The following is a 26,077-nucleotide window of genomic DNA, read 5'->3' as shown; positions in this document are numbered from 1 at the left end:
TCACGGGAGTGTCCCCACCGCCGGGGTGCGCCCCGGGTCAGGACCGCTCGTCCTCACGGGTACGCCGGCGGTAGGCGGCGGCGTTGACCCGGCTGCCGCAGCTCCGCTTGGAGCACCAGCGCCGGGTGCCCGCCTGGGAGCGGTCGAGGAAAAGACGGGTGCAGGGCTCACCCGAGCAGTGCCGGATGAGCAGGTGGTCGGGTCCGCCGAGCAGGTCACTGGCGCTCGCCCCGAGGGTGGCCAGCACCTCCTGGACCCCGCCGCGGCGTTCCACCCGGCCCACGGCGTGGAGGGTGAGACGGACCGGAGGGTGCGCGGCGGCCCGCCGGACCCGGGCGACGTCCGCGAAGTCGTACGGCTCCCCTTCCGCTGCCGCCAGGGCCAGCCGGTAGACCGCCTCACGCAGCGCCCGTGCCTCGGCCAGTTCCGCGTGGCTCACCGCCTCCAACCGGTCGACCACCCCTGCCTCGGCGGCCCAGCGGGCGAAGTCCTCGGGCTCGGCCAGCAGTTCTCTCCGGCGAGTCGTGCGCCACGCCACGGTGGCGGCGAAATCGAGGGCGAGGTGATCACTGACGAAGGCGAAGCTCACCCCCCGAGTATGGGCGGTCCGCACGCCGGAGACACATGCCGTCATACCTTCAGGGTATGACGAAGAGGGTGAGCCGCGTCGTCCGGTCTGGAGGCATGCAGTGCGTACGCAGACGTCAGTGGAGCCGGAACGGCGTACAGGCCCGCGAAAGCGGATGCTCGTCAGGTACCTCCAGGTGGCCCTGCTGGTGCGCCTCGCCTCCGAAGGAGCACGAGTCGGCCTGGTGGTACTCGCCGTGGACCGTACGCGCAGCACCGGCTACGGAGGTGCCCTCGTCGCGGCCCTGCTGGTGCCCAGCGTCATCGCCGCCCCGCCGGCCGGTGCGCTTGCCGACCGGGTCCGGCGGCGCCGGCTGTTCCACGGTGGCTGCCTGGTCTTCTACGGGACGGGACTGGCCGCCGTTGCGCTGCTCGTCGGACGGGCCTGCGCTCCCCTCGTCCTGGCCGTGGCGGCCGCCGCGGGCTGCTGCACCCCCCTGCTGACCGGGGGCCTGACCAGTCTGCTGGGCGACCTGCTGCCGCCCGCGGCGCTGAACCGCGCCTTCAGCCTGGACGCCGTCTCCTACAACCTCGCCGGAATCGCCGGCCCGGCCGTCGCCTCCGCCCTCGCCGCGGCGACCGGTCCCGCCCGCGCCCTCGCGGCACTGGGCGCCGGAGCCGCCGCGGGCGGTGCGCTCGTCTTCGCCCTGCCGCTGGAACCGCGCGCCTCGGGAACCCCCGTGCCGCGCCCCGCCGATCTGGGTGCCGCGGCCGTCCTGCTGGTCCGCGACCCGCCGTTGCGCTCGCTCACGTGGGCCAGCGCGGTGGGCCAGCTCGGGATCGGGGCCCTGCCGGTGGCGTGTGTGATGCTCGCCGCCCACTACCGGACGCCCTGGGCCGCCGGCGGTCTGATGACCGCCATGGCGCTCGGCTCGCTGGCCGGCTCCCTGGTGTACGCCTGGCGGCCGTGGGGCACCCGCCGCCCCGAACTGACCGTCGTCGTCATGCTGTTCGCCACCGGAGCGGCGCTGGCCGCCGTGCCCTGGACGGACAGTGCCGGCGCGACGGCCGGAGGCTTCGCTCTGGCCGGGTGCTGCACCGGCCCGCTCTTCGCCGCCCTGCTGACCGGGCGTGACCGCTACGCGCCCCCGGCCGCCCGCACCCAGGTGTTCACCCTGGGAGCGAGCATCAAGAGCGCCTTCGCCGCGGGCGGGGCCGCGCTCGCGGGCGGCTGGCAGTCGGCCGGGCCCGGGGGCCTCGTCGCGGCGGTGGCCGGCTGCCAGGTCCTCGCGGCCGCCCTGGGCGCGCTCCTGCTCAAGGAACGCCGGGCGAGGGTGCCCCGTCCGCTCGCGGAGCGGAGCGCGGGGCACTGAACCCGTCTCTCCCTCTCCCTCGGCTGAGGGCGGTTGCGATGATGCTCCCCGGGCGCAGGCCGGCCGGAGCCGCCCGACGGCGTGTCAGTGGGTCAACAGGAAGGCGGCGGCCAGCATGACGAGCACGGAGACGCCACAGAACGCGAGGTGCGAGCGCGGATAGTCGTACCGTTCGCGTGTCACTCCGTTGTTGATCTCGTGCGCCCACACCGTGAACAGCTTGCGGCTCGGGTACATGCCGATCGTCAGCCCGATCAGCGCGAACGAGCACAGGACGAGCATGTCCGCCAGGGCGAAGCCGCGCCATGATCCGAACGCCACCGCTCCGGTGCCGCACACCACCCAGATGAAGGGGTAGACCGTCCAGAACCTCTGCATCGGCACCCATTTCGCCATGGCGGAGCAGTGGATCACCAGTGCGGTGACAGCCAACAGCCACGGCCCATCCGTGGTGACCGACGTGAACACGGGCTTCCCCCCAGGTCGTTGAACTCGCAAAGAGTAACAGCGAGGCGGGGGGCGGCTCTTGGGGCGAGCCCTCGACAGGAGCTCTCGGCGGGGCGGATGTCACGGGTCGGCCAACGGCTCATCACCCCGCTGACCGGCACGCCTCGGCTGCTGTCCCGGTGCCGCACCCGTCAGTGGCCGGCGCTCTGGCCGCCGTCGACGTGGAGGATCTCTCCGGTGACGAAGGGCGCGTTCTCGAGGTAGACGATCGCGTCGACGACGTCGCTGATCTCGCCCATCCGGCCGAGAGGGTGCAGGGCGGCCAGCATGTCGTCGGAGTCGTCCGAGTGCATGGGGGTCTTGACGACGCCGAGGGCGACGGCGTTGCTGCGGACGCCCTGGTGGGCGTACTCGATCGCCAGGGCCTTGGTGGCGGACTGCAGACCGCCCTTCGTCAGGGAGGCCAGCACGGAGGGCACCGCGGAGTTGGCGTGGTCGACCAGGCTGGTCGTGATCTGGACGACGTGTCCGCCGCCCTGGCGGGCCATCTGCTCGACCGCGAGCTGGGTGATGCGGAAGAACCCGGTCAGGTTGACACTCGTCACCGCTTCGTAGTCGTCCTGCGTGTACTCGGTGAACGGTTTGGCGATGAAGATGCCCGCGTTGTTGACCAGTGTGTCGATGCGCCCGAAGCGCTCCAGTCCGGCGGCGACGACGCGCTCGGCGGTGGCGGGGTCGGCGATGTCACCGCGCACGGTGACGACGTCCGGGTCCTCCGACTCGGCGATGCCACGGGCGGTGGCGACCACGCCGTAGCCCAGTTTCCGGTAGGCCTCCACCAGCCCGGCACCGATGCCCTGCGACGCGCCGGTGACCACTGCGGCCTTCTCCACAGGAGCGCTCATGACTGTCCTCTCGGTCGGGACCGCCCACCGTGCCGGCCTCGACGACCGCCCTGGGCAGAGTTCGTACAAAAGACATCTCCACTGACATACTGGCCGATAATTCTTCGGAGGGCGTCTCGGGCGGGGCGTCCTGACCGGCGGGGTCGGCGGTGAACCAGCCCCGCGTCATGCCTTGGGAGTGCCGTCCTACCACCTGTGAGCGAACAGGTCCCGGGCCAGGCGCTCCTGACCTTTGACTCCTTCCGTACGGTCGCCTAAGTTCATCTAGTCGACCGGTCGGTCAAGTGTGTCCGGTCGACGTGTGTACCGATCCCCTACCGGAGGCAGAGATCAGCGTGCGTACCACCACCCTGGGCACCCGCGGACCCGCGGTCGGCATCATCGGCCTGGGCGCCATGGGCATGAGTTTCGCCTACGACATGACCACACCCCGGGACGAAGCCACCTCCGTCTCCGTCATCCACCAGGCCCTCGACCTGGGCATGACCCTGATCGACACCGCCGATGTCTACGGCCCCTACACCAACGAGGAACTCGTCGGCCGGGCCCTGGCCGGCCGGCGCGACCAGGCGGTGATCGCCACGAAGGTCGGTCTGGAGTGCATCGACCCCACCGGCGGCCCCGGCGGCGCCCCTCTGGTCAGGCCCAACGGCAGGCCCGAGCACGTCCGCGCCGCCATCGACGCCAGCCTGCGCCGCCTGGGCACCGACCACATCGACCTCTATCAGCTCCACCGCGTCGACCCCGCCGTCCCCTTCGAGGAGACCTGGGGCGCCCTGGCGGAGGCGGTCGCGGCGGGCAAGGCGCGTCACATCGGCTTGTCCGAGGTGAGCGTGGAGCAGATCAAGCGCGCCCAGACCATCCACCCGGTCACCACCGTGCAGTCCGAGTTCTCCCTGTGGGCCCGCGACGTCCAGGCGGAGGTCCTGCCCTACTGCGAGGACCAGGGCATCGGCCTGCTGCCGTACTCGCCGCTGGGCCGCGGCTTCCTCCTCGGTCGCTTCAGCTCCTTCGACGAACTGCCGGAGAACGACCAGCGGCGGCGACTGCCCCGGTTCCAGCAGGACAACCTGCGGGCCAACCTCGCCATCGCCGACAAGGTCCGCGAAGTCGCCGACCGTATCGGCGCGCCCCCCGCGCAGGTCGCCCTGGCCTGGCTCGTCGCCCAGGGCAAGCACGTCGTCCCCATCCCCGGCACCAAGACCCCGAAGTACCTCGTCGAGAACGCGGGCGGCGCGGACCTCCGGCTGTCGCCGGCCGATCTCGCCGAGCTCGACAGCATCCCGGCCCCCGTCGGCGCCCGGTACTGAGCGCTCGCCCGGCGCCGCACACCCGCTGTCCAGGGGCTGCCGACACGACGGACAAGCCCCCGGACGGTGGCCGCACAGGAGGCTGAGGCTCCCAGCAGGGAGGACACCGGTCCTGGAGTCCGCCCCCATGAGCGGCGCACCCTGGGAGCGTGGAAAACGAGCGGCACGTTCCTTTGACGCTTCCTGCTGGAGAGCACCGGCCAGTGACTGCCGGCCAAGCCCGCCTTGGCCGGCTTGGCCGTACGGACGGCCGGGTCCCCGCCGTCGGCCGTGTCCCTCCACCGGCCCGCGCGGAACCGGCAGACCACGCGACCGCAGCGGGCCGGGCCGGACGACCGGGCCCCGAGCCCGCGATCCGCGACCTCTCCGTCGACCATCCCGAGGAAGACCGCATGACCGAGACGCCCTCACCCCGCCGGGCCCGAGTCGAGACAGGGGCGATCCGCTCACCCTGGGTCCACATCGCGCAGGCCGCTGCCGCCCTGGCGACCGGCATGGGTGTGGGACGCTTCGTCTACACCCCGATCCTGCCGCTGATGCACGCGCAGGCGGGACTGTCGGCCGAGGCAGGGGCGAACCTGGCCACCGCGAACTACGTGGGATACCTGGTCGGGGCACTCGCCGGAACCCTGCTGCCCCGGCTGGTGCGTTCCGCGGCCGTGCTGCGCGGCAGCCTCCTGGGACTGATCGCCTCTCTGGCCGCGATGCCACTGGCCCACTCCACCACCCCGTGGCTGCTGCTCAGGCTGGCCGCCGGAGCCTTCAGCGCACTGATCTTCGTCATCGCCGCGAGTTCCCTGCTCAGTCATCTGCGCGACCACCCGGCCCACCTGCCGGGTTGGGCGTTCGGCGGAGTCGGCGCCGGGATCGCCCTGTCAGGCCTGCTCGTGCTGGTGCTGCGCACGGCCGGCACCTGGCGGGTGGCGTGGTGGGCCTCCGCCGCTCTGGCCGCGGCACTCGCTCTGGCCGCGTGGGGCCTACGACCCGAGCCCGCGCCCCGGCCCGCCTCGTCCCCGGCGCACACGCACGCCTCAAGCGACGGACCACGCACCAAGCGCTGGTTCAGCACCCTGTTCGCGTCCTACACACTGGAGGGAATCGGGTACATCATCGCCGGTACGTTCCTGGTCGCCGCCATCGAGCAGGCCTCGCCCGGCTGGATCGGCAGCGGCGCCTGGGTGCTGGTGGGCCTGGCGGCCGTTCCGTCCTCCGCGGTGTGGGCCGGGCTGGGACGCCGGTGGTCCCGCCCGGACCTGCTGCTGGCCGCGCTCGGCGTGCAGGCCGTGGGCATCGCGTTGCCCGCGCTGCTCGGCGGGGTGGCGGCCGCACTGATCTCCGCGGTGCTCTTCGGCGCGACCTTCATCGGCGTGAGCACGCTGGCCCTCGCGACCGGCGCGCATCTGCGGTTCCCCCGTGCCGTGGCCCTGTTGACCGCGGGATACTCGGTCGGTCAGATCCTGGGCCCGCTGATCGCCAGGCCCCTGCTGCACCACGGCTACCACCAGGCCCTGATCCTGGCCTCCGTGGTCGTCCTGGCCGCGGCGCTCGCCGCCCTGGTGCTCCGCATCGGTTTCCCGCACCACGTACCGGCGCCGGGTGCGCTCGTCCGGCGCCCGACGACGGCCCCCGGCAGCCGACAGGCCTCCCGGGACGCCGTCGAAGCCGAGGTGGGGGAGTGACACGGCCACGATGGGCACCGGCTGGTGCTCATCGTGGCCGGATTCACGGCAAGGGAACGCCGAATAGGGGACGCCGACTACGCGAAATCCGTCCTACTTGAGGATTTCAAGCAGCCGATCCGCCAGAATCGCCGCCGAATGGGGATTCTGGCCGGTGATGAGGTTACGGTCCTCCACCATGTACGGCTCCCAGATCGGACCGCGGCTGAAGTCGACGCCGACCTTCTCCTTCAACTCGGTCTCCAGCAGCCACGGTGCCCTGGAGGCGAGCCCGACCCCCTCCTCCTCCTCATCGGTGAAACACGTGATCCTGTACCCCTTGAAGGGCGACTCGCCGTGGATCCTGGTGGCGAGGATCGAGGCAGGGGCGTGGCACACGATCGCGAGGGGCTTGCCGGAGGCGAGCTGTGCCGTCAGCAGCCGGCCGGCGTCGGCGTCGATCGCCAGGTCCGCCATCGGGCCGTGACCGCCGGGCAGGTACACCGCGTCGTAGTCCTCGAGACGGACGTCCGACAGCTTCAGGGGCCGACGCATCACCTCCGCGGAGCGGATGATGGCCTCCAGTTCCAGGGCCCCTTCCTCTCCGCCCGCCATGGATGGGCGCAGGCTCATCATGTCGACGTTGGGCGTCACGCCGCCCGGTGTCGCCACGACGACCTCATGACCGGCTTCCGTGACCTTCTTGTACGGAACAGCGAACTCTTCAGCCCAATAGCCGGTCGCGTATCTGGTGCCGTCCTTGAGGATCCAGTACGTCGCCCCGCTCACTATGAAGAGTATTCTCGCCATCGCGCTCCGCCTCCTCGCCCCCGCCCGAGTCGTTGTGGAATTCGACTTTTTCCCACTCTAAGCGGACATTTCACCGGACGCATGCCGGCTTTTCGGACGCGGTGATCCTCCGGGCGCGGACGAGCCCCCGGGATCGCTCAGGGCCTGCGGCCCTGGAAGGTGCGACGCAGGTCGCTCACCCAGGCATCGGGGTTCTCCCAGGGGATGAAGTGGCCTCCGTGGTCGTGGGCGTTGACGTTGACGTGGTTGAACCAGTCGGCCTGTGGGCCGGTCTTGAACGCCCGGACGCGCTCTTCGGCGGTGTGGATGCCGGGCGGGTTCTCGTACGTGACGAAGGTGAGGCCGACCGGGGCCTGTACGACCGGGGTGCGGTCGTGGGCGGGGGTCCAGGGGTAGCGGTTGGCGTTGGCATAGTAACGCATCGACGTGGCGATGGAGTTGTTCACCCAGAAGATGGTGGCGTGGGTGAGCAGGTCGTCCCTGGTGAAGACGGATTCGAGGTCGCCACCGTTGTCGCTCCAGCCGTTCCAGCGCTCCAGCAGCCAGGCGAGCAGTCCGGCGGGTGAGTCGCTCAGCCCGTGGGCCAGGGTGGCGCCGTCGAGCATGTGCACGGCGAGGTGGGACGCCCAGCGGTGGTCCTGCTCGATGACGCGGGCCCGGATGTCGGCGGGCTGGTCGTCGCCGAGGGGACGGTTCCGCGCGAAGTCCCACGCGCGGGGGCCGGTGAAGAAGTCGAGCGGAAGACCCGAACCGATGTGGATGCCGTACAGCTCGTCGGCGTACTTGTGGCCGAGCTGGCTGGAGACGATGCCGCCGATGTCGCAGCCCCCGGCGGCGTACTTCTCGTACCCCAGGGTCTCGGTCATCAGGGTGTGCCAGAGGTCGGCGACCTTCCAGAAGTTGACGTCCGGGAAGCCGGTGAGCGGACCGGGGAAACCGAAGCCGGGCAGGGAGGGCACGATGACGTCGAACGCGTCGGCGGGGTCACCGCCGAACGCGGCCGGATCGGCGAGCGGGTCGATCACCCTCGACCAGTGCCAGAACGTCCACGGCCAGCCGTGGGTGAGGATCAGCGGGACCGGACGGGGACCGCGGCCGGGCTTGCGCATGAAGTGCACGGGAACGCCGTCGACGCTCACCTGGTAGTGCTCGTGGACGTTGATGGCGGCCTCCGCCTTCCGCCAGTCGTAGCCGTCCCGCCAGTAGGCGACCAGCTCACGGAGGCAGGCGGCCGGGACGCCGTAGGACCAGTCCTCGTTCCCCTCGTCCACCGGCGGACGGGTCAGCGCGAGACGGGCACGCAGGTCATCGAGGACCTCCTCGGGCACATGGAGCGAGGTCGGCACCAAGGGGAAGGCGCGCGGGACGGTCATGCCGTGATTCCTTACTGGACGGGGGCGAAGCGGTGCCGTGGGCCTGTCGGGTGGATGGGCAGCAAGGCCGGCCATGCCGGGGAGCGAGGGCAGCGATGCGGCGCGTGCCTGCCGGCGGCGCGGGTCGAGCCGGCCGGCCGGACCACCGATGCACTCCCTTCGCCGAGACACGACCATCTTGGCACCGCCGGGCGTGACTTGGGGCGGAAGCGCCCGGCCCCGGTGCCGCGGCCGGCGCCGCGAGTCGCGGTCGCCGAAGCCGTTGCGCTGCGCCGGCCTTCGGGACGGGCAGGGTCCGTGGGTACCGTGCCGCAGCCGATCCGGCGACCTGACGCTGTGTCGCGTCCGGGCGACGAAAGGGGGGCGACCGGATGGGGGTCTGCGCGGTGCCGGGGCATTCTCCGGCAGCCGGTACGGGACGGCGCAGCCCGCCTGCGGGGCGTCCCTCACTCTCGCGGGCCGAGCGCCATACCGGCCTTATGGAAGGCTCACCCGTCCGGCCGGTGTCTTCGCCGAATGCGCGTGCCGCGCGGTACGGGGCGCCACGTGAGGTTCGCCCAGCTCGACGGCGCTCGCGAGAAGCGGGCCGGCTTGGTCCACTCGATCGGACCGTATCCGACTCATGGACGAATGATCGAATGACACGGCCCTCGTCGGGGTAGAACGGACGGTGGCGTCTTCCCGCAGTGGGAGATGCCGCTACTCACTCCGGCCGGCACCCCCGGCAAGATCGAAGGACGCAGTATGGCCAGCGGCACCGTGAAGTGGTTCAACTCCGAGAAGGGCTTCGGTTTCATCGCCCAGGACGGCGGCGGACCGGACGTCTTCGCCCACTACTCCAACATCTCCGGCAACGGCTACCGCGAGCTGGTCGAGGGCGAGACGGTCACGTTCGACGTCACCCAGGGCCAGAAGGGCCCGCAGGCCGAGAACATCGTCCGCGGCTGACGTCCTCCGGCTGACCTGCGGCCAACCGTGTAGAGCGGCCACCCACGCCGGGTGGAGCAGCTTGGCAGCCGGCTGGGTTCATCACCACAGACCGCAGGTTCGACTCCAGACCCGCTACGGAAGACGGGGGCCCGGCATCGGCCGGGCCCCTTGACGCGTTCCTGCGAGCAGGACGGGCTCAGGGGCCACCCGGCGTTCGAGGTCGGTCGAGCTTTCGCCGCTTGTCCGGTTCGGACCGTGGGACAGGCCTTCGGCGGGGTATCCGCAGCTGTGATCGATACCGGGCGGCTGACGGCGTCCGCCCGCGGGAAAGGAGAGGAACCGCATGGCTACCGGCGCGGACTCGGCGAGGATCACAGCGAAGGTCCAGGGCAAGGACATCACCCTGGACGGCCCGCTGACGAAGGACGAGATCCGGAGCAGGATCTGGTGGTGGCAGAGCGTCGGCACCGGCTACGACGACTCCCACAAGGATGTGATCACGACCCTGGGCGGGTACTACGAGGTCTCTCCCGACCCCCGTACGCCCGAGGCCGAGTCGCTGGTGGAGCTGGTGTACGACGAGCTTCACCCGGACGAGTGACACAACGCGGCACGGACGGAGCCGGTATCCGGGTCTCCTCCGAGGCGGGGTGCCTCAACAGAACGCGGCAGAAGAAGCGCATACGGTGATCAAGCCGGGGCACACGACTCCATGAGTACGCATCCACCGCTCCCGGCCGTTCGGCCGCCCGCGGGGTGCGCGCTCCCGGACGTCGCGGGCCCCGCGGAACGGCCCGCCTTGCGAGAGGGATGTCGCTGTGTTGCTGCCTGCGGAGAAGGAACTACGCGCTGTACTGGCCCGCTTTGCCGACGCCCGCTTTCGGCACGACCTGCACCCCACCGGTCACTCCAGCCGAGAGCTGGAGGACACCACCTACACGCTGTGCGTCATGACCGGCACCCAGTCGGTGGACGAGGCCCTCGCCGCCGCCGACGCCCTGCTGGAGCGGCTGCGAGCGGATCGCACCGCGCCCTCCAAGGCGACGCAAACCCTGGCCGCCTGACACCGAGCCTCCGGCAGTGACCCCCGGGACAGCACAGGTAGGGCGTCGGGAGGGCCGCGGTGCGTCCTCGCACGGCGTGCACGGCCCGTACGGCTGGTGAGGAAAAACGGATAGAACTCCGATGCCGGAAAAATCCATGGATGTGTGTAGTGCGCGAGGAACGGGTAGGGGCGCCCCCGCGACCGCACCACCGCTGGAACACACGTCACCCGCCGTCCCGCCACGAGGGGCAGGGGGACGCGGTCCGGCAAGAAGGAGAAGACCATGCAGATGACCGGACGGATCGCGATAGTCGGAGCTTCCACGGTGCTCGCCGCAGCCGCCATGGCGATCGGCGGCGGTCCCGCGACGGCGGACACGATCCAGGCATCCGAGCACCATCCGGCCGTCGCCGTATCCGGTTGCGCCCAGAACTCCGCCGGCCGCCATCATGCCGCCCGGCAGCCCATGGACCGGTGGATCGAGGACCAGCTGACGACCTTCTACCCGTCGTCCAAGCAGCGGCTCGCGGTGTTCGACCCCTGGGTCAAGGACCAGATCGCGCTGTTCCAGCAGACTGGCCGGTGAGCAGGGCCGGCCGTCGTCCCGGACCATTCCGGACGCCGGTGACGAGGAGTGCGCATCATCGCACCGCGTGTCGCCCATCGTCCGGCCCACGAACCCGGCACCCTTGACCGCCCGGTTGGCCGGCCCGGGCCCGCAGTGAGGCCGCGCGCCGTGGACAGGCGCTCCTCCGCCGCGGAACCAGCGGGTTGCCAGGGTCGGCGCGACAGGCGTGTGTGCTTCAGACGATCTTGAGAGTGGTGCCGTTGTCCTCGAGTGCGCTGGTCTCGTCGGCGGGCGCGGTGGCGTCGGTGACGAGGATGTCGACCAGGCTGGAGGGGCCGACGTAGGCGTGTGCCGTGCGGCCCAGTTTGCTGCCGTCGGCGGCGGCGATGACGCGACGTGCCGATGTGACGACCGCCTTTTTCACCGCTGCCTCGTCGAGGTCGTAGGCGGTCATGCCGTCCCCGGCGGTCAGTCCGCAGCAGCCCAGGACGGCGGTGTCGAACCGCAACGCCGACAGGGAGGCGAGGGTGAGGGGCCCGGTGAGGGCTCCTTCGCCGGCGCGGGGCCGGCCCCCGGGCACGAGGAGCGCGGTCGGTTCGGGGGCGTCACCGAGGACACCGATCGCCTGTAGTGACAGGGGCATCACGGTGATCTGCCGCCCGCGCAGCAGCCGCGCGACTTCCAGGCAGGTCGTGCCGCTGTCCAGCAGGACGGTCTCACCGTCGGTGATGAGCGACGCCACCTCGGCCGCGATCCGCCGTTTGGCGTCGACGGCTTCATGGGTGCGCAGCGCGAAGGGCGGCTCGTCCCCTCGCAGGAGGAGGGTGCGCGCCCCGCCGCGGAACCGTTCGAGGACGCCTTGCGCGGCCAACTGGTCCAGATCCCGGCGGACGGTCATGTCCGAGGCGCCCGTCAGGTCGGCCAGTTCGGCGACCGTGAGCGTTCCTGCCTCCCGGACGGCCTGGGCGATCAGCCGATGACGTTCCACGGTGCTCATACCGTGATTCAACACCACCAGGTATCGAACATGTCAGACGTTCGGAGAATGCCGTTTCGAACAATCAATGTGTTCGTTAGGGTGCTCCCATGGAAAGAACGCTGCGCGTCTCGCGCGTTGTGACGTTTGTCTACTTCGTCCTCAACGGCTTGTTGCTGGGCATGTGGGTGGTGCAGATCCCGGCCGTCGAGGAACGCGTGGGCATCGGTCACGCGGCCCTGGGCGGGTTCCTCGTGTTGCTGGGGGCGGGGGCCTTCGCCGGCATGCAGGTCGGCGGGCGCCTGTCCGACCGGCTCGGCACGCGCACCGTCGTCCCCGCGGCCGGGGTGCTGTGCAGCGTGACCCTGGTGCTGCCCGGCCTCGCCCGGGAGCCGTGGGCCCTCGGAGCAGCCCTGCTGCTCTTCGGATTCGGGAACGGCACCCTGGATGTGAGCATGAACGCGCACGCCGTACAGGTGGAGAAGGCGTACGAACGGCCGGTCATGTCGGCCTTCCACGCCACGTTCTCCGTCGGCGGCGTCCTGGCCGCACTGGTCGGCGCCCTGGCCGTCGACATCGGATGGGGCACCGCCACGACGCTGGGCGCCGGCGCGGGCGCCGGCGTCATCACCGCCCTGGTGTCGGCTCGTGGACTACTGCCCGCCGGGCCGGCCGCCCCCGTGACCGTTACGCGGGGGGAGCGCGAGGAGAGCAAGCGATCCGTTCCCACCAGGATCTGGCTCCTGGCCGTTCTGGCCCTGCTGATCATGCTGTGCGAGGGAGCCGCCAACGACTGGAGCGTCCTGCACCTCAAGACCGTTCTGGACGCGCCGGAGAGCACCGCCGCCTTCGCGTACGGGACGTATGCGGCGACGATGACCGTCGGCAGGCTCGTGGCGGACCGGATATCCGCGCGGTTCGGGCCGGTCGCCGTCCTGCGGTACGGCTCGGCCCTGGCCGCCGTCGGCATCACCGTCGTGGCCCTCTCGCCGTGGGTCTGGGCGGCACTGACCGGCTGGGCGCTGTTCGGCCTGGGCCTGTCCGGCTGCGTCCCGCAGCTGTTCAGCGCCGCCGGACACGCCGACCCCGCGGCTGCGGGCACCAACGTGTCCCGGGTCGCCGGACTCGGCTACATCGGCATGCTCGCCGGCCCCGCCGTCATCGGCTGGATGACCCATCTCACGGCCCTGAACCACACCTTCCTGCTCCTCGCCCTGTTCTGCGCATCGGCTGCCGCGGCGGCCGGCATCCTGCGCACCTCGCCCGAGCGGTCGCGCGTGGCCGAGCTGACGTCCTGACCCGGCCCCGCGATCCGCGGACCGTCGGGCACGCCGGGGCGGCGTCGGACGCGCCGGACAAGACAGCCGGCGTCCGCCCGCTTGCACCAGCGCCCGGGAGAGCGGCGAACCGCACCGAGGCGCCGGGAGGCGGAGGCGGCCCCCGGGGGTGACGCCGGCGTGCCCGGTACGATGCGCCGGTGAACACGGAGTCGAGTGCAGGGCAGGGACCGGGACGGCGTGGAGGAGCCGCGGCGGGCCCGGAGGCCGCCGCTGACCTGCACGCGTCCGCCGGTCGCCCCGCCGTCGACGCCCCCGCCGCAGACCTCCCCGCGTTCCCCGGCGACCTGTCGGCGTTCGCGGTGCAGCTGCGCCGCATGCACGGCGAGGTCGGCCGGGTCATCCAGCAGTACGCGGCCCGCCGCAATCTGCACGCCACCGACGTGCAGGCGCTTGCGGCCATCCTCGACGCGCCCGAGCCGATGACCCCCGGCAGGCTGCGCGCGGTGCTCGGCCTCACCTCCGGCGCCGTCACCGCCTGCATCGACCGGCTGGAGCGCGCCGGGCAGGTCCGCCGGGTGCGCGAGGACGCCGACCGGCGCGTGGTCCACCTCCACTACGCCGCCGACGCCCGCGCCGCCGCCCGCACCCACTTCCGGCCCCTGGCCGACGCCCTGCGCCGGGCCGGGGCGGACTTCGACGCGGACGAGCTGACCGTGGCCCTGCGGTTCCTGACCGCACTGAACGACGCACTCGCCCAGGTCTCCGGGGAGCCCGCCGGCCGCTGAGGCGCGCCTCGGCCCCGAAACGTCCGGCTCCGCACCGGAAGACCCGCCGCCGCGCCGGAAGGCTCGCCCCCCGTGCGGAAGGCTCGCCCCGGCCGGAAGGCCGGCACCCGCATCCGATCCGCCGACGCTCGGGGAAGCACCGGTGACACTGTCTTGAGATCACATTGCTCGATGATTGAGATTGTTTACGATCGAGTTTTTCGCCGCTCGCTTCGAGGAGTCACATGGCGCCCCCGCACCACCGAACCCGCGCACTCGTCCCGCCGGCCCTCATCGCCGTATGGCTGGTGGCCGGGGCGCTGCTGGGACCGTTCGCCGGACGGCTCGGCGAGGTGGCCACCAACGACCAGGCCGCTTTCCTGCCGCGCAGCGCCGAGTCCACCCGTGTCCTGCGGGAGCAGACCGCCTTTCAGCAGCGCGAGACCCTGCCGGTCATCGTGGTGTGGACCGCCGACGGCGGGGGGCCCGTCACCGGGCGGCAGCGGCCGGCCACCGCGGCGGTGGCCGCGCTCGCCCGCACGCCCGGGACGGCCGGAACACCCTCCCCGGCCCTGCCCTCGCAGGACCGTGCCGCGCTCCAGGCCGTGGTGCCGCTGCGTCCCGATCTGGGCGACCGGCTCGCGCCCACGCTGGAACGGGTACGGGCGGCCGCCGAGAAGGTGCCCGGCACCCGGGTGCGGCTCGCCGGTCCGGCCGCGACCCAGGCCGACCTGGCGGACGCCTTCTCCGGCATCGACGGGGTGCTGCTCGCGGTCGCACTGGCCGCCGTCCTGGTCATCCTGCTGCTGGTCTACCGCTCCCTGCTGCTGCCGCTCGTCGTCATCGCCGGCGCGGTGTTCGCCCTGGGGGTGGCCTGCGCGGTCGTGTACACGCTGGCCGATCACGGCCTGGTACGCGTCGACGGGCAGGTGCAGGGCATCCTGTCGATCCTCGTCATCGGTGCCGCGACGGACTACGCGTTGCTGGTGACCGCACGCTGCCGGGAGGAACTGGCCGCCGGCCGGGACCGTCACGAGGCCGCCCGTGCCGCCCTGCGCCGCTCGGCCGCCGCCGTCCTGGCCAGTGCGGGCACCGTCGCCCTCGGTCTGATCGCGCTGCTGCTGAGCGACCTCACCAACAACCGCGCCCTCGGACCGGTCGGCGCCGTCGGGATCGTCTGCGCCGCCTTGAGCGCACTCACCTTCCTGCCGGCCGTCCTAGCCCTCCTCGGTCGCCGCGCCTACTGGCCCGCCAGGCCCGGAAGCGGGACCGGAGCCGCCGGAGTGTGGCAGCGCGCCGCCCGCCTGGTCGACCGCGCGCCGCGCCGGGTGTGGGCGCTCGCCCTGACCGGACTGCTCGTCTGCTCGGCCGGAGCCTTCACGCTGGACTCGCGGGGCGTGCCGCTGGACGAGACGTTCGTACGGCACGTGCCGTCCGTGGCGGCCCAGCAGACCCTGGCCCGGCATTTCCCGGCCGGCGCCGGCACCCCCGTGGTGATCCTCGCCGACGCCGCCTCCGCCTCCCGGGTGGAACGCACCGTACGCGACACCCCCGGTATCGCTGCGGTGACCGCGACCGGCGCCGCGGGCCGCCCGGCGGAGGAGCCGCGCGTCGTGGACGGCCGGGTGCGGTGGGAAGCGACCGCGAAGGCGGCTCCCGACACCCAGGCCGCCCGCGACACCGTGGCCCGGCTGCGCGCCGGGCTGCACGCCCTGCCCGACGCGCACGCCCTGGTCGGCGGCTACACCGCCCAGCAGTACGACACCCTGCGCGCCGCCGTACGCGACCGCGCCGTCATCGTCCCGGTGGTGCTCGCCGTCATCCTGGCCATCCTCGTACTGCTGCTGCGGTCCCTCGCCGTGCCCGTCCTGCTGGTGCTGACCGTCGCCCTCAACTTCACCGCGACACTCGGGGTGGCGGCACTGGTCTTCCGCGGCCTGTTCGGTTTCAGCGGCACCGATCCGTCGGTGCCGCTGTACGGATTCGTCTTCCTGGTCGCCCTCGGCGTCGACTACAACATCTTCCTGATGTCCCGGGTCCGCGAGGAGACGCTGCGGCACGGCACCCGTGAGGGCGTCGCGCGAGGGCTCGTCACCACCGGCGGGGTCATCACCTCCGCCGGGGTGGTGCTCGCCGCGACCTTCGCCGCGCTCGGCGTGATCCCGCTGGCCTTCCTGGTGCAGATCGCCTTCATCGTCGCCTTCGGTGTGCTGCTGGACACCCTGGTGGTGCGTTCCCTGCTGGTGCCGGCGCTCGTACGGGACGCCGGTGACCGCGTGTGGTGGCCCACCCGGCCCGGCACCGGCAAGGCAGGCCGCAGCCCGGCGGCCCCGGACGAGCGGCACCCGGCCGTCCTCCGCCGGGGAGGCGGCGCCTGACGGCCGCCGCCCCCCGGCGGCGCGGGCCGTCGCGGTGGCGATCCGACGCGGTTCCCGTGCGAGTCGCCGCCGCGGGGCTTGGCACGGGCCCCGGCGATCACCGCCGCGGACCGTGCTGCGCGGCCCGTCCGCAGGGCTCCTGCACGGTCCGGGGTCCGGTTCGATCCGGCGCGGACCGCGTGCGAGATCCGTTCACGGGGCTCCTGCAGGGTCCGGGCCGGTCCGACGCGGACCGCGTGCGAGATCCGTTCACGGGGCTCCCGCACGGTCCGGGGCAACCGATGCAGACCTTGTGCGAGTTCCGGTCACAGGTCCCCGGACGGACCGCGGCCGACCGGGCGCAGCCCCGGTGCGGCCTCGCCGCGAGGCTCCCGGGCGGACTACGGCAATACGATGCAGACCCGATGCGAGTTGCCCGCGCGGGGCTCCCGGACGGACCGTGGCCGTGAGGCGTCAAGCCACCCGGAAATGGCCGGAAAAGGAGCAGGCGACATGACGGCACTTGCTGTGACCGAAGCCGGGCCCGTGCCCATGTCCGTGCCCGTGCCCACGGTGTCACCGGAGGACGATCTGGCCTCCCGGTTCGCGGCCGGGGACGAGGCCGTCATGGAGGCGGTCTACCGTCGATGGGCCCCCCTCGTGCTGTCGCTGGCGCGACAGTCGCTGGGCGACGGTGCGGAGGCCGAGGACGTCACCCAGACGGTGTTCCTCGCCGCCTGGCGCGGACGCCACGGATACCGTCCGGGCCGAGGTCCGCTGCCCGCCTGGCTCGTGGGCATCACCCGCCGCAAGATCGCGGACGCCCTGTCCGCCCGCACCCGGCGCACGGACACCGCCGCCGCGGCGGCACGCGAGCCGTACCGCACACCGGAGCCGTCGTACGCGCAGGACGACGTCCTGGACCGCGTGGACGTCACCCGGGAGCTGCGCCGGCTTCCCGAGGCCCAGCGGCGGGTGCTGTGCCTGACCTTCTACGGTGACCTGACGCAGACGCAGATCGCCCACGTCACCGGCTGGCCACTGGGTACGGTCAAGAGCCACGCCCGGCGCGGCCTGCTGCGCCTGGGCCGGAGCCTCGTCGGGGAGACCTCGGAATGAGCCCGCTGAACGGGCGGTGCGCGGGACGACGGACACGCGCCACGGGGGGCGACCCCCGCAGGCCGGCCGGCGCAGACGCCGGGGGGTGCCCCGCTCCGCACGCGCGCGTGCTCGTCGCCGGTCTCGTCCGCGCGACCCCCGGCGCGCGAATACCAGCAGAACAGGGACACTTGACCACCGTGAACCCCGCCGCCCCGTCTCCCCCCGAACCGTCCGCCGTACCGGGCGACGCCGGTCTGACCACCGGTGTACTGGCCCGGCGCCTCGGTGTGTCGCCCATGACCCTGCGCTCGTGGGACCGCCGCTACGGCATCGGACCGACCGCGCGCACCGAGGGCGGGCACCGCCGCTGGACCGCGGCGGACGTGGCCACGGTGGAGGAGATGTGCCGGCTGACGGCGACCGGCGTTCCGCCGGCCGACGCGGCCCGCGCCGCCCGTACGGCCTGCGGGGGCCCGCCCTCCGACACCGAAACCGCCACCGTCGCCACGCCGCCGGTGCCCCCGGGGCGATCACGGGCCGCCGGCGCGCTGCCCCTCGGCGATGTGCGCCAGGAGTGCCGCGGCCTCGCGCGCGCCGCCGTACGGCTGGACGCGCCCGCGCTCGAGAAGCAGCTCGCCGCCGCCGTCGAACGCCACGGCCTCGTCGTCGCCTGGCAGGAGGTGATGGTTCCCACCCTGCACGCCGTAGGACGCCGGTGGGCCTCCTCAGAGGACCGGTACGTGGAGGTGGAGCACCTGCTCGCCTGGCAGGTCTCCACCGTGCTGCGCCGCAACACGCCGCCCGCCACCCCCGTCGCGTCCCCCGGGGCCGGCTGCGTCCTGCTGGCCTGCGTCCCCGGCGAGCAGCACACACTGCCCCTGGAGGCCTTGCACGCGGCGCTCGGTCAGGAGGGGCTGCCGGTGCGCATGCTGGGGGCCGCCGTCCCGCACGAGGCGCTGGACGCGGCGGTGCGCCGGCTCGGCCCGGCCGCCGTCGTGCTCTGGGCCCAGGAGAGTACGCGGGCGGCCCCGGCCCTGGCCCGGCACGTGGCCGGGCTGCGCTGGGGGATGAAGGGGACGCGGCGTGGCCCGGCGGTGGTGCTCGGCGGTCCCGGCTGGGGCCGCAGCCGGCCCGTCGCCGGCATCAGACCGGCCGGGCTGGCGCAGGCGGTGCAGGCGCTGCGCGCGCTCTGCGCCGCGGGGTGAACCGGCGCACGCCTTCCCCCCCTCACTCCGCTCGCCGGCTGCCCCCGTCTGCGCACGCGTCGGTCCGTGGGCAGCCCCTCCGGCTCCCTCACGGCGCGCCCGCCGCACGCCGCCGCTCCTGCCGCAGCACCTCGTCCAGGTCCCCGAGACGGTCCAGACCCTGTACCGCGCGTCGCACGCGGGCGTTGCCGGACAGCAGCCGCCGGTGCCGGTGCAGGAAGGACCAGTACCCGGCGGTGTAGGGGCACGCGCGCGGGCCGGTGCGCTCGGTCGGCCGGTAGGCGCAGCCGTCGCACAGGTCGCTCATGCGGTGGATGTAGGCGCCGCCCGACGTGTACGGCTTGGTCGTCATCCGGCCGCCATCGGCGTACTGGGACATGCCCACCACGTTCGGCACCATCACCCAGGCGTAGCCGTCGACGAAACAGCGGTGGAACCAGTCGGTCACCGCGGCCGGGTCCCACCCCCGCTGCAGTGCGTGACTGCCCAGCACCATCAGCCGTGGGATGTGGTGCGTCCACCCGGTGTCGCGCACCTGGGCCAGCACGGTGGCCAGGCAGCGCGCCGTGAGCGCGTCCGCGTCCAGCTCGGCGAAGTACCCGGGCAGTTCCCCCGTGTGCCCGAGCGCGTTGGCGTGCCGGTAGTCCTCGCCGAAGTGCCAGTACAGCTGCCACACGTACTCCCGCCAGCCCGCCACCTGCCGGACGAAGCCCTCCGCGCTGTTCACCGGGACCGCGCCCTCCCGCCACGCCCGTTCGGCCCGCTCCACGCACTCGGCCGGGTGCAGCAGTCCGAGGTTCAGCGAGGACGACAGCAGGCTGTGGCTCATCACCGGATCTCCGGCGAGCATCGCGTCCTCGTACGGCCCGAAGGACGCCAGCCGGTGCGTCACGAAACGGCGCAGGGCCGACAGCGCCTCGCGCCGGGTGGCGGGGAAGCGGCGGGGCCCGTCCCGGCCGACGAACCGCACCCCGTCCTCTCGCTCCCACCGGTCCAGGTCGTCGCGCACCCCGGCGTCGATGTCGTCCTCCTTCGGCCGGAACGGCCCCGGCACGTCCAGCTCCCGGGTGCCGCCCGGCGGGGGCTCGCGGTTGGCGTGGTCGTGGTTGAACCGGCCGCCCGCCGGGTGACCGCCCTCCATCAGCAGGTCGTGCTCCTGACGCACCCAGCGGTAGAAGTCCTCCTGGAGCAGCCGTCGCCCACCGCGCCTTTCGGCCCAGCCGGCGAACTCCTCGTGCGTCACCAGGAAGCCCCGGGCGGGCAGCACCCGCACCCGCGGCAGGGACCGCACCAGCCGGAGGGCCGCGTACGAGGTGGGGTGGCACACCGTGACCGGCCCGTCGCCCACCGCCCGGCGCAGACCCTCGCGGTAGGTCTCGGCCCGCACGTACGTCACCCGTCCGCCCAGCTCCGCCGCGCGGTGCCGCATCGCGGAGAGCACCAGGTGCGCCTTGGCACGGTGGAAGCGACGCCGCCGGAAGACCGACCTGGCCTCGATCATCACCAGGGACGCCCCGCGGTCGGGGCCGTCCGCGCCGGCGGGCGTGAGGAAGTGGGGGCCGAGCTGGTCGCCGAAGATCCAGTGCGGGGTGGTCATCGCGGCGGTGCCTTCCGGGTCGTGGCTGGGTGCCTTCCCTGCGGTGCGGAGCCCCTGCCCCTCGTGCCGCGTCCGGGGTCGGTGCCGGAGCGCGGCCGGACCCGGCAACGGGGTCCGGCGCGGCGGCCCTCCGCTGCCCACGGCGGCGGCACGCACGGACAGCGGTACCGGTATCAGGTGAGGTCACTCTCGGACCGTTTCCCCCGGTCGGCCGGTGACGGACGCGGCGCGCCGCCGACGATCCTCCGTTCGGGCGAGGGCGAGGGCGAGCGTGAGGCCGACGGCGTCTGGGCGTCACCGGCGCGAGCGCGAGTCAGCGCAGGCCGATCCGCCGGGCTTCCCTCGACCGGTGAACGCGGGTACCAGGACGGCCGCGGAAGCCGCCCGTGCGCCGCTCAGCCCGGGAACCGTCCGGTGGACCGCAGCTGCCAGCGCCGCTCGGCATACGCCAGGTCGTCCCGCCACAGCCGCCCCGCCGCGGCACGCAGCACGGGACGCAGCAAGGGCGCGGCCCGGCGGGCGGCGGCGAAACCCGGACGGTCCGAGGCGGCGACCACCGCCTCGATCACGGCGGTGCGGGGCCGGCCGGCCTCGTCCGCGCCCAGCGGCGTGGCATGGGTCTCCACGACGGAACCCGCGCCCTCGCCCTCGGTGATGTGCATGACGACCGTGCGCGGCTCGGGGGCGGTGAACACGGCGCGAACCGGTACGACCAGCCGGCCCGCCACCTTGAAGGACACGTCGACCGTCAGCGCGTCCGGCCCGTCGTCCGCGGCTGCCCGGTCCCCGGGCGCGTCGACCACCCTCAGATCGACGAACGAGTACGGGTGGAACCAGGCCCCGTGCCACGGATCGAGCCGGTTGGCCACCACGTCCTCGGGCTCGCAGACACCCACGCCGGTGTAGACGGTGTCCAGGGCGCCCCGTGGCCCGGGCCGCCGCGGGACGACCGGCGCGTCCAGTGGTTCCTCACCGCCCACCTCGTCCAGGCGCGCCCACACCAGCACCCCGTCGTCGTGCACCGGCAGCGGCGCCCAGCCCGCGTACGGGCGGCCGTCCAGCGCCAGTCCGTGCCAGTGGCACACCAGGGTGCCGCAGCGCACCGGGCTGTCCCGCAACGGCGCCCCCAGGTGCGGGCAGACACCCGGCCCGCCCACGAGGCGCCCGTCAGGCCCTCGCCACACCACGACCTCCTGCCCCGCCACGGTCCGCGCCAGCTTGCCGTCGCCGCGCAGGGCGCGGGAGGCGCCGACCACGAACCAGTTCCCGGACGGGCGGGCCTGAGCCCGCCTCAGCGCCCCGGCGATCACCCCGGGCCGCGCCTCGCGCCAGGTGGGCCGCTGCCGCTCCCACGGCACGGCATGGCGGCGCAGCGACAGCAGCGGACGACGGCGGTTCACGCGACCTCCTCGGCGGAGCGGACGGCCGCCGGCGAGAGCACGGCCGCGGGCAGGTCGCGGGCGCGCGCCGGCGGCCGGTGTCCGGCACCGGCCCGCGCACGCAGCCGGGCCGCCACCACCCGGACCAGCCCGTCGGCGGCGACGACCGCCCTGCGCCGTCGCGGCACCACCGACCGCCGGTGCAGCACGGCCCAGCCGTCGCGGGCGACGGCGTCCAGGATGCCGCCGTACAGGACGGCCGCCGTGCGGATGCAGGGACGGGACACCGGATCGAGCAGTGCGACACCCGGCATCGCCACCCGGTACACCTTGCGGGTCAGCGCCTCGAACTCCCTGAGCGCGGCCGTGATCCGACGGTCGGAGCGGCCCGTCGCGCGGCTGTGGACCAGCAGCTCCCGGTCGACGCCGTGACCGGCGAGCAGGTCGGCCGGCAGGTAGACGCGCCCGCGGTCCAGGTCCTCGCCGACGTCCCGCAGGAAGTTGCTCAACTGGAAGGCGACGCCGAGCGCCGCGGCGTACGGCTCGGCCTCCTCCCGCGGTGCCACGGTCCCCAGCACCGGCAGCATCTGGAGCCCGATCACCGCGGCCGATCCGTGCATGTACGCGCACAGGTCCGCGTAGGTGGGGTAGGCGGTCACGGTCAGGTCGGAGCGCATAGCGGTCATGAAGTCCCGGAAGTGGACGTGGTCGATGGCGTACCGGCGGGCGGTGTCGGCGAGGGCCCGCACCACCGGCTCCCCGCCGCCGCCCCGCCGCAGCCCGTCCTCCAGCTCCTCCTGGAGCCGGGTCAGCGCCTCCGCCCGCGCGTCGGCCCCGGCGCCGGTGCCCAGGGAGTCGACGATGTCGTCGGCCCAGCGGGCGAAGCCGTACAGGGCGTGCACGGCCGGCCGGCGCTCGACGGGCAGCAGCCGCGTGGCGAGGAAGTAGGTCCTGCCGTGCCGCGCGTTCAGGGCGCGGCAGTGCCGGTAGGCCTCGCGCAGCACCGGATCGGTGACCCCCGCCGCGTCCAGCTCTCGATCGGTCATCGGGTCCTGCCTTCGGTCGTGGGGGCAGCGGGGTCGGCCGCGGGGCTCTGCGGCGGCTCGGACCGTGCCGCGGCAACGGGGGGACACGCCGGGGACAACGGCGGTTCCTGCGGGCCGTCAGCCCGGCCGGGGGCTGTGTCGCACACGCCGAGTGCCGCTCCGCTGGACGGGGACGGTTCGGGGGAGCCGGCGGGAGCCCGGAGACCCGACCGGTCGGGGACGGTGGCGCTCGCGGCGGGACGCGAGGGGAGCGGGCGGGTGATGCCGTGCCGCCCGGTCACCCCCGTGACGCGGGCCGCGGCCAGCTTCCCCGACAGCAACACCGTGGGCACGCCCACACCTGGTGTGGTGCCGCAGCCGGCGAGGACGGCGTTCTCCGTGCCGCGCACCAGGTTCCGCGGCCGGAACGGCCCGGTCTGCGGGAAGGTGTGCGCGGCCGAGAAGGGGGTTCCGGCGGCGTGCCCCTGGGCGTGCCACTCGGCCGGGGTGACCAGACACTCCTCCTCGACGGCATCCGCGACGCCCTCCAGTCCGCGCCGCGCGAGTTCCCGCAGCAGCGAGTCCCGGTAGCGCGGGCCGAGATCGGACCAGGCCGCCGCGTCCGGGCCGATGTCGGTGTTGGGGCAGGGGGCGAGGATGTAGTGCAGATGGCGGCCCGGCGGCGCGAGGCCGGGATCGGTGGCGGTGGGGCGGGTGACGAGCAGCGACGGGTCGCTCATCAGCCGTCCGGCGCGAGTCAGTTCGTCGAACGTCGTGTGCCATGCCGCGCCGAACATGATCGTGTGGTGGGCGAGGCGGGGCCAGGTGCGGTCCGTGCCGACGTGCAGCACGACCGCCGAGGGCGAGTGGCGGAGCCGCAACGGCCGGCGCGGCCGGCGCCCGAGCAGCCGGTAGGCGACGGGCAGGTCCGGGGTGAGCACGACCGCGTCGCACGCGATGCGGCCCGCGTCGGTGACGACGGCCGTCACGCGCTCACCGGACCGCTCCAGGCGGGTCACCCGCTGCCCGTAGCGCAGGTCGGCGCCCGCCGCCGCGGCGGCGTCCGCCATCGCCCGCGGCAGGGCGTGCATGCCGCCGCGGGGGAAGTACACGCCCGCGACGGTGTCCATGTAGGCGATGACCGCGTAGGCCGCCAGCGCGCGGGCCGGCGGCACCCCCGCGTACAGCGCCTGGAAGGAGAACACCCGGCGCAGCCGCTCGTCGCTCAGGAACCGGCCGATCCGTGCGTCCAGGCGACCGAAACCGCCGAGGGCGGCCAGCCGCGCGAGGTCGGGGGTGAGCAGGCCGAGCGGGGAGTCGAAGTTGGCGTCGATGAACCGGCGCATCTGCGCCCGGTACAGCCGCTCGAGCCAGTCGCGCAGCCGCCGGTAGCCCGCCGCCTCACCAGGGCCGGCGAAGCGCTCCACCTCGGCCGCCATCGCCTCCGCGCCGGTGTGCACGTCCAGACTGCTGCCGTCCGCGAAGCACGCCCGGTACGCCGGGTGCAGGGGGATCAGCTCGACCCGCTCGTACAGGCTGTCCCCGACGGCGGCGAACGCCTCGTCGGCGAGGTCGGGCATGGTCAGTACGGTGGGCCCGGTGTCGACCCGGTAGCCCCCGAGGTCCAGGCGTCCGGCCCGGCCGCCGGGCAGCTCCTCGCGCTCGACGACGGTGACCCGGCGTCCGGCGCCCAGCAGGTGCAACGCCGCGGACAGGCCGGCGAGTCCGGCGCCCACGACCACCACGTGGTCGGTGCGCCCCGGCAGTGTGCGGATCACCGGCCGCTCCCCGCGCCTCGGGGATGAGGGGCGTACGGGCCCTGCCAGGACCGCGGCCCTGCGGCGGCGTCCCCGCCCGGCCGCGCCCCGGCCGTGGCGAGCAGCAGAGCGCGCAACGGCGCCGCGCCCTCCGGGTCGAGCAGGGCGCGGTCGAAGTGCCGCAACCCCTGCGCGGCGAGCCGGTCGACCTTGGTCTCCACGGTGGCGCGCGCACCCGTCGCCACGAGCACCTCCCGCACCTCCTCCAGGCCGGGTTCGGTGAGGGAAGCGTCACCGAGCCACCGGTCCAGCACGGCGAGCGCGGCGCCGTCACCGGCGGCCTCGGCCCGTGCGCGGGCGACCGCGACCAGATAGGTGGGCTTGCCCTCCCGGATGTCACCGCCGCACGCCTTGCCGGTCTCCAGCGGGTCGCCGAAGACGTCGTCGAGGTCGTCGCGCAGCTGGAACGCCATGCCGACGCAGCGCCCGGCGTCGCACAGCCTGCGCAGCGTCCCGTCGTCCGCGCCCGCCACGGCGGCTCCCAGGGCGAGGGGCCGCTCGACCGAGTACAGGGCGCTCTTGAGGAGGGCGGCGCGCAGCACGCGGGCAAGGGACCGTGACGCGGTGATCTGGCCGTGCAGGTCCAGGTACTGGCCGGCCACCATCTCCGTGCGCATGTCGCTCCACAGCCGCCGCACCACCACCCCCGTCCACGCCGCCAGCGGGATCTCCGCCACCAGGTCGTCGGCCCAGGCCAGCGCCAGGTCCCCGGCGAGAACCGCCGCCGACTGCCCGAACCGCCGGGCGCGCTCGGGCCCCACCCGGTCCTCGTGCCCGGCGGTCAGGTCCGTGTGCAGCGTGGGCCGGCCCCGGCGCAGCGCGGCCCGGTCCATCACGTCGTCGTGGACGAGCGCGCACGTCTGGAGCAGCTCCAGGGCACCGCCGATCCGCAGGGCCCTGCTCGCCGTGGCCGCGTCCCGGCCGGCGCAGGCCCGCGAGGCCCACCACACCAGCTGAGCCCGCGTGCGCTTGCCACCCTCCAGAGTGAAGCGCGTCACCCGTTCGGCGACGTCCTGCGCGAACAGCGGATCCGCCAGCCGTGCGCGGCGCACGCGCTCCGCCAGCGCGTGGTCGAGCACCCGGTCGACGGCGCCGGGGACGTCGGCGTCGATCCGGCGCACCTCGGCGGGCCCGGTCGGAAGCGGTGCGGCCGCCGCCGGGCACGTCTCGGTCCTGTCCCGCCCCGCGCCGTCACCGGCCACCGGCCCGTGGGCGGGCGAGGCCACGGCCGCCGTCGCGACCGGCCGCGGCGGCGAGGCCGCACGGTGGTCCTCTGCGTGGGTAGGACGCATCCCGGTTCCCTCCGTCGTGTCTGTGTCCGTCGTCTCCGTAGGGACTGCTTCCGCGTGGGCGGTGGGAACGGATGCGCGAACCCCCCAGGTGGTCGCGCGGCCGTCGCTGCTCCGCCCACTCCACCGTGCTGTGTCCGGCGCCCGTCCGCTCGTCGCCGGAGGTGCCCTGCATCCGCCCGGGTACACAATCCGGAATACCGAGCGGGGACATCCCTGTCAGACGGGCATCCCGCTCCCGGCGGTCCGGCCGTCGTGCGGGGTGTCCGGACGGATCGGACCGGAACAACACCGCGCAGGG

General features: G+C 73.6%; 23 protein-coding genes. 12 read left to right on the top strand and 11 right to left on the bottom strand.

Annotated features, from left to right (window positions below; translation table 11 throughout):
• Positions 1-37 precede the first annotated feature (37 nt).
• Positions 38-589 (bottom strand): CGNR zinc finger domain-containing protein, encoded by a 552-nt coding sequence (locus LG395_RS14770; protein WP_171150180.1) that lies wholly within the window; start codon positions 587-589, stop codon positions 38-40.
• A gap of 154 nt (positions 590-743) precedes the next feature.
• Here LG395_RS14770 and LG395_RS14765 point away from each other — a divergent pair, with 154 nt between their 5' ends.
• Positions 744-1,940: an MFS transporter gene (locus LG395_RS14765; RefSeq protein ID WP_225809928.1), complete on the top strand. Its 1,197-nt coding sequence runs from the start codon at positions 744-746 to the stop codon at positions 1,938-1,940.
• An 84-nt stretch (positions 1,941-2,024) separates the two neighbouring features.
• On the opposite strand, the gene LG395_RS14760 is transcribed toward LG395_RS14765, so the two are convergent.
• Both LG395_RS14760 and LG395_RS14755 read right to left on the bottom strand, forming a co-directional pair.
• Positions 2,025-2,372, bottom strand: a complete 348-nt coding sequence (locus tag LG395_RS14760) for a hypothetical protein (protein WP_225809927.1) — start codon at positions 2,370-2,372, stop codon at positions 2,025-2,027.
• Positions 2,373-2,578: 206 nt separating this feature from the next.
• On the bottom strand, positions 2,579-3,292 hold the full coding sequence (locus LG395_RS14755; RefSeq protein WP_225809926.1) for an SDR family NAD(P)-dependent oxidoreductase: 714 nt from the start codon (positions 3,290-3,292) through the stop codon (positions 2,579-2,581).
• 335 nt (positions 3,293-3,627) lie between these two features.
• Here LG395_RS14755 and LG395_RS14750 point away from each other — a divergent pair, with 335 nt between their 5' ends.
• Both LG395_RS14750 and LG395_RS14745 read left to right on the top strand, forming a co-directional pair.
• A complete protein-coding gene (locus LG395_RS14750) occupies positions 3,628-4,602 on the top strand; it encodes an aldo/keto reductase (RefSeq protein WP_225809924.1) in 975 nt (324 codons plus the stop codon).
• Positions 4,603-5,096: 494 nt separating this feature from the next.
• A complete protein-coding gene (locus LG395_RS14745) occupies positions 5,097-6,281 on the top strand; it encodes a YbfB/YjiJ family MFS transporter (RefSeq protein ID WP_225810226.1) in 1,185 nt (394 codons plus the stop codon).
• Between the two features lie 93 nt (positions 6,282-6,374).
• On the opposite strand, the gene LG395_RS14740 is transcribed toward LG395_RS14745, so the two are convergent.
• Positions 6,375-7,070 (bottom strand): type 1 glutamine amidotransferase domain-containing protein, encoded by a 696-nt coding sequence (locus LG395_RS14740; protein ID WP_171150176.1) that lies wholly within the window; start codon positions 7,068-7,070, stop codon positions 6,375-6,377.
• Positions 7,071-7,207: 137 nt separating this feature from the next.
• Positions 7,208-8,443 (bottom strand): epoxide hydrolase family protein, encoded by a 1,236-nt coding sequence (locus tag LG395_RS14735; protein WP_225809922.1) that lies wholly within the window; start codon positions 8,441-8,443, stop codon positions 7,208-7,210.
• 744 nt (positions 8,444-9,187) lie between these two features.
• Between LG395_RS14735 and LG395_RS14730 the strand changes: the two genes are divergently transcribed.
• From LG395_RS14730 to LG395_RS14715, 4 genes are all read left to right on the top strand, one after another.
• Complete coding sequence (locus LG395_RS14730; RefSeq protein WP_014677112.1) at positions 9,188-9,391, top strand: cold-shock protein; 204 nt, start codon at positions 9,188-9,190, stop codon at positions 9,389-9,391.
• Between the two features lie 325 nt (positions 9,392-9,716).
• A complete protein-coding gene (locus LG395_RS14725; protein WP_171150174.1) occupies positions 9,717-9,974 on the top strand; it encodes a hypothetical protein in 258 nt (85 codons plus the stop codon).
• Positions 9,975-10,191: 217 nt separating this feature from the next.
• Positions 10,192-10,437, top strand: coding sequence for a DUF5133 domain-containing protein (locus LG395_RS14720; protein WP_171150173.1), 246 nt, complete (start codon positions 10,192-10,194; stop codon positions 10,435-10,437).
• Positions 10,438-10,701: 264 nt separating this feature from the next.
• Entirely contained in the window at positions 10,702-11,004 is a 303-nt protein-coding gene (locus LG395_RS14715; RefSeq protein WP_225809920.1) for a hypothetical protein, read from the top strand.
• Between the two features lie 217 nt (positions 11,005-11,221).
• Here LG395_RS14715 and LG395_RS14710 read toward each other — a convergent pair whose 3' ends face one another.
• The gene (locus tag LG395_RS14710; RefSeq protein WP_225809918.1) at positions 11,222-11,983 is read right to left on the bottom strand and encodes a DeoR/GlpR family DNA-binding transcription regulator; all 762 of its coding nucleotides are present in this window, start codon (positions 11,981-11,983) and stop codon (positions 11,222-11,224) included.
• A gap of 89 nt (positions 11,984-12,072) precedes the next feature.
• Here LG395_RS14710 and LG395_RS14705 point away from each other — a divergent pair, with 89 nt between their 5' ends.
• The 5 genes from LG395_RS14705 to LG395_RS14685 all read left to right on the top strand — a co-directional run bounded on the left by LG395_RS14705 (position 12,073) and on the right by LG395_RS14685 (position 18,669).
• Positions 12,073-13,260, top strand: coding sequence for an MFS transporter (locus tag LG395_RS14705; protein WP_171150170.1), 1,188 nt, complete (start codon positions 12,073-12,075; stop codon positions 13,258-13,260).
• A 179-nt stretch (positions 13,261-13,439) separates the two neighbouring features.
• A complete protein-coding gene (locus tag LG395_RS14700; protein ID WP_372463232.1) occupies positions 13,440-14,027 on the top strand; it encodes a MarR family winged helix-turn-helix transcriptional regulator in 588 nt (195 codons plus the stop codon).
• A 224-nt stretch (positions 14,028-14,251) separates the two neighbouring features.
• On the top strand, positions 14,252-16,384 hold the full coding sequence (locus LG395_RS14695; RefSeq protein WP_225809917.1) for an MMPL family transporter: 2,133 nt from the start codon (positions 14,252-14,254) through the stop codon (positions 16,382-16,384).
• A gap of 492 nt (positions 16,385-16,876) precedes the next feature.
• Complete coding sequence (locus LG395_RS14690; protein ID WP_372463231.1) at positions 16,877-17,482, top strand: RNA polymerase sigma factor; 606 nt, start codon at positions 16,877-16,879, stop codon at positions 17,480-17,482.
• Positions 17,483-17,652: 170 nt separating this feature from the next.
• Positions 17,653-18,669 carry a MerR family transcriptional regulator gene (locus LG395_RS14685; RefSeq protein ID WP_372463230.1) on the top strand — a complete coding sequence of 339 codons (1,017 nt, stop codon included), beginning with the start codon at positions 17,653-17,655 and terminating at the stop codon, positions 18,667-18,669.
• Positions 18,670-18,757: 88 nt separating this feature from the next.
• Here LG395_RS14685 and LG395_RS14680 read toward each other — a convergent pair whose 3' ends face one another.
• The 5 genes from LG395_RS14680 to LG395_RS14660 all read right to left on the bottom strand — a co-directional run bounded on the left by LG395_RS14680 (position 18,758) and on the right by LG395_RS14660 (position 25,779).
• Entirely contained in the window at positions 18,758-20,266 is a 1,509-nt protein-coding gene (locus LG395_RS14680; protein ID WP_225809913.1) for a cryptochrome/photolyase family protein, read from the bottom strand.
• A 395-nt stretch (positions 20,267-20,661) separates the two neighbouring features.
• Positions 20,662-21,666 (bottom strand): DUF5914 domain-containing protein, encoded by a 1,005-nt coding sequence (locus tag LG395_RS14675; protein ID WP_225809911.1) that lies wholly within the window; start codon positions 21,664-21,666, stop codon positions 20,662-20,664.
• A complete protein-coding gene (locus LG395_RS14670) occupies positions 21,663-22,691 on the bottom strand; it encodes a phytoene/squalene synthase family protein (RefSeq protein ID WP_225809909.1) in 1,029 nt (342 codons plus the stop codon). The genes LG395_RS14675 and LG395_RS14670 overlap by 4 nt, the downstream gene beginning before the upstream one ends.
• Positions 22,688-24,445: a phytoene desaturase family protein gene (gene crtI, locus LG395_RS14665; protein WP_372463292.1), complete on the bottom strand. Its 1,758-nt coding sequence runs from the start codon at positions 24,443-24,445 to the stop codon at positions 22,688-22,690. Before crtI ends, LG395_RS14670 begins: the two co-directional genes overlap by 4 nt.
• Complete coding sequence (locus LG395_RS14660) at positions 24,445-25,779, bottom strand: polyprenyl synthetase family protein (RefSeq protein WP_225809906.1); 1,335 nt, start codon at positions 25,777-25,779, stop codon at positions 24,445-24,447. The genes crtI and LG395_RS14660 overlap by 1 nt, the downstream gene beginning before the upstream one ends.
• Positions 25,780-26,077: the final 298 nt, after the last annotated feature.

This window comes from Streptomyces spinosus (assembly GCF_020400655.1).
GTDB classification, from domain to species: Bacteria; Actinomycetota; Actinomycetes; order Streptomycetales; family Streptomycetaceae; genus Streptomyces; species Streptomyces argyrophylli.
This window is presented reverse-complemented; position numbering and strand designations above follow the sequence as displayed.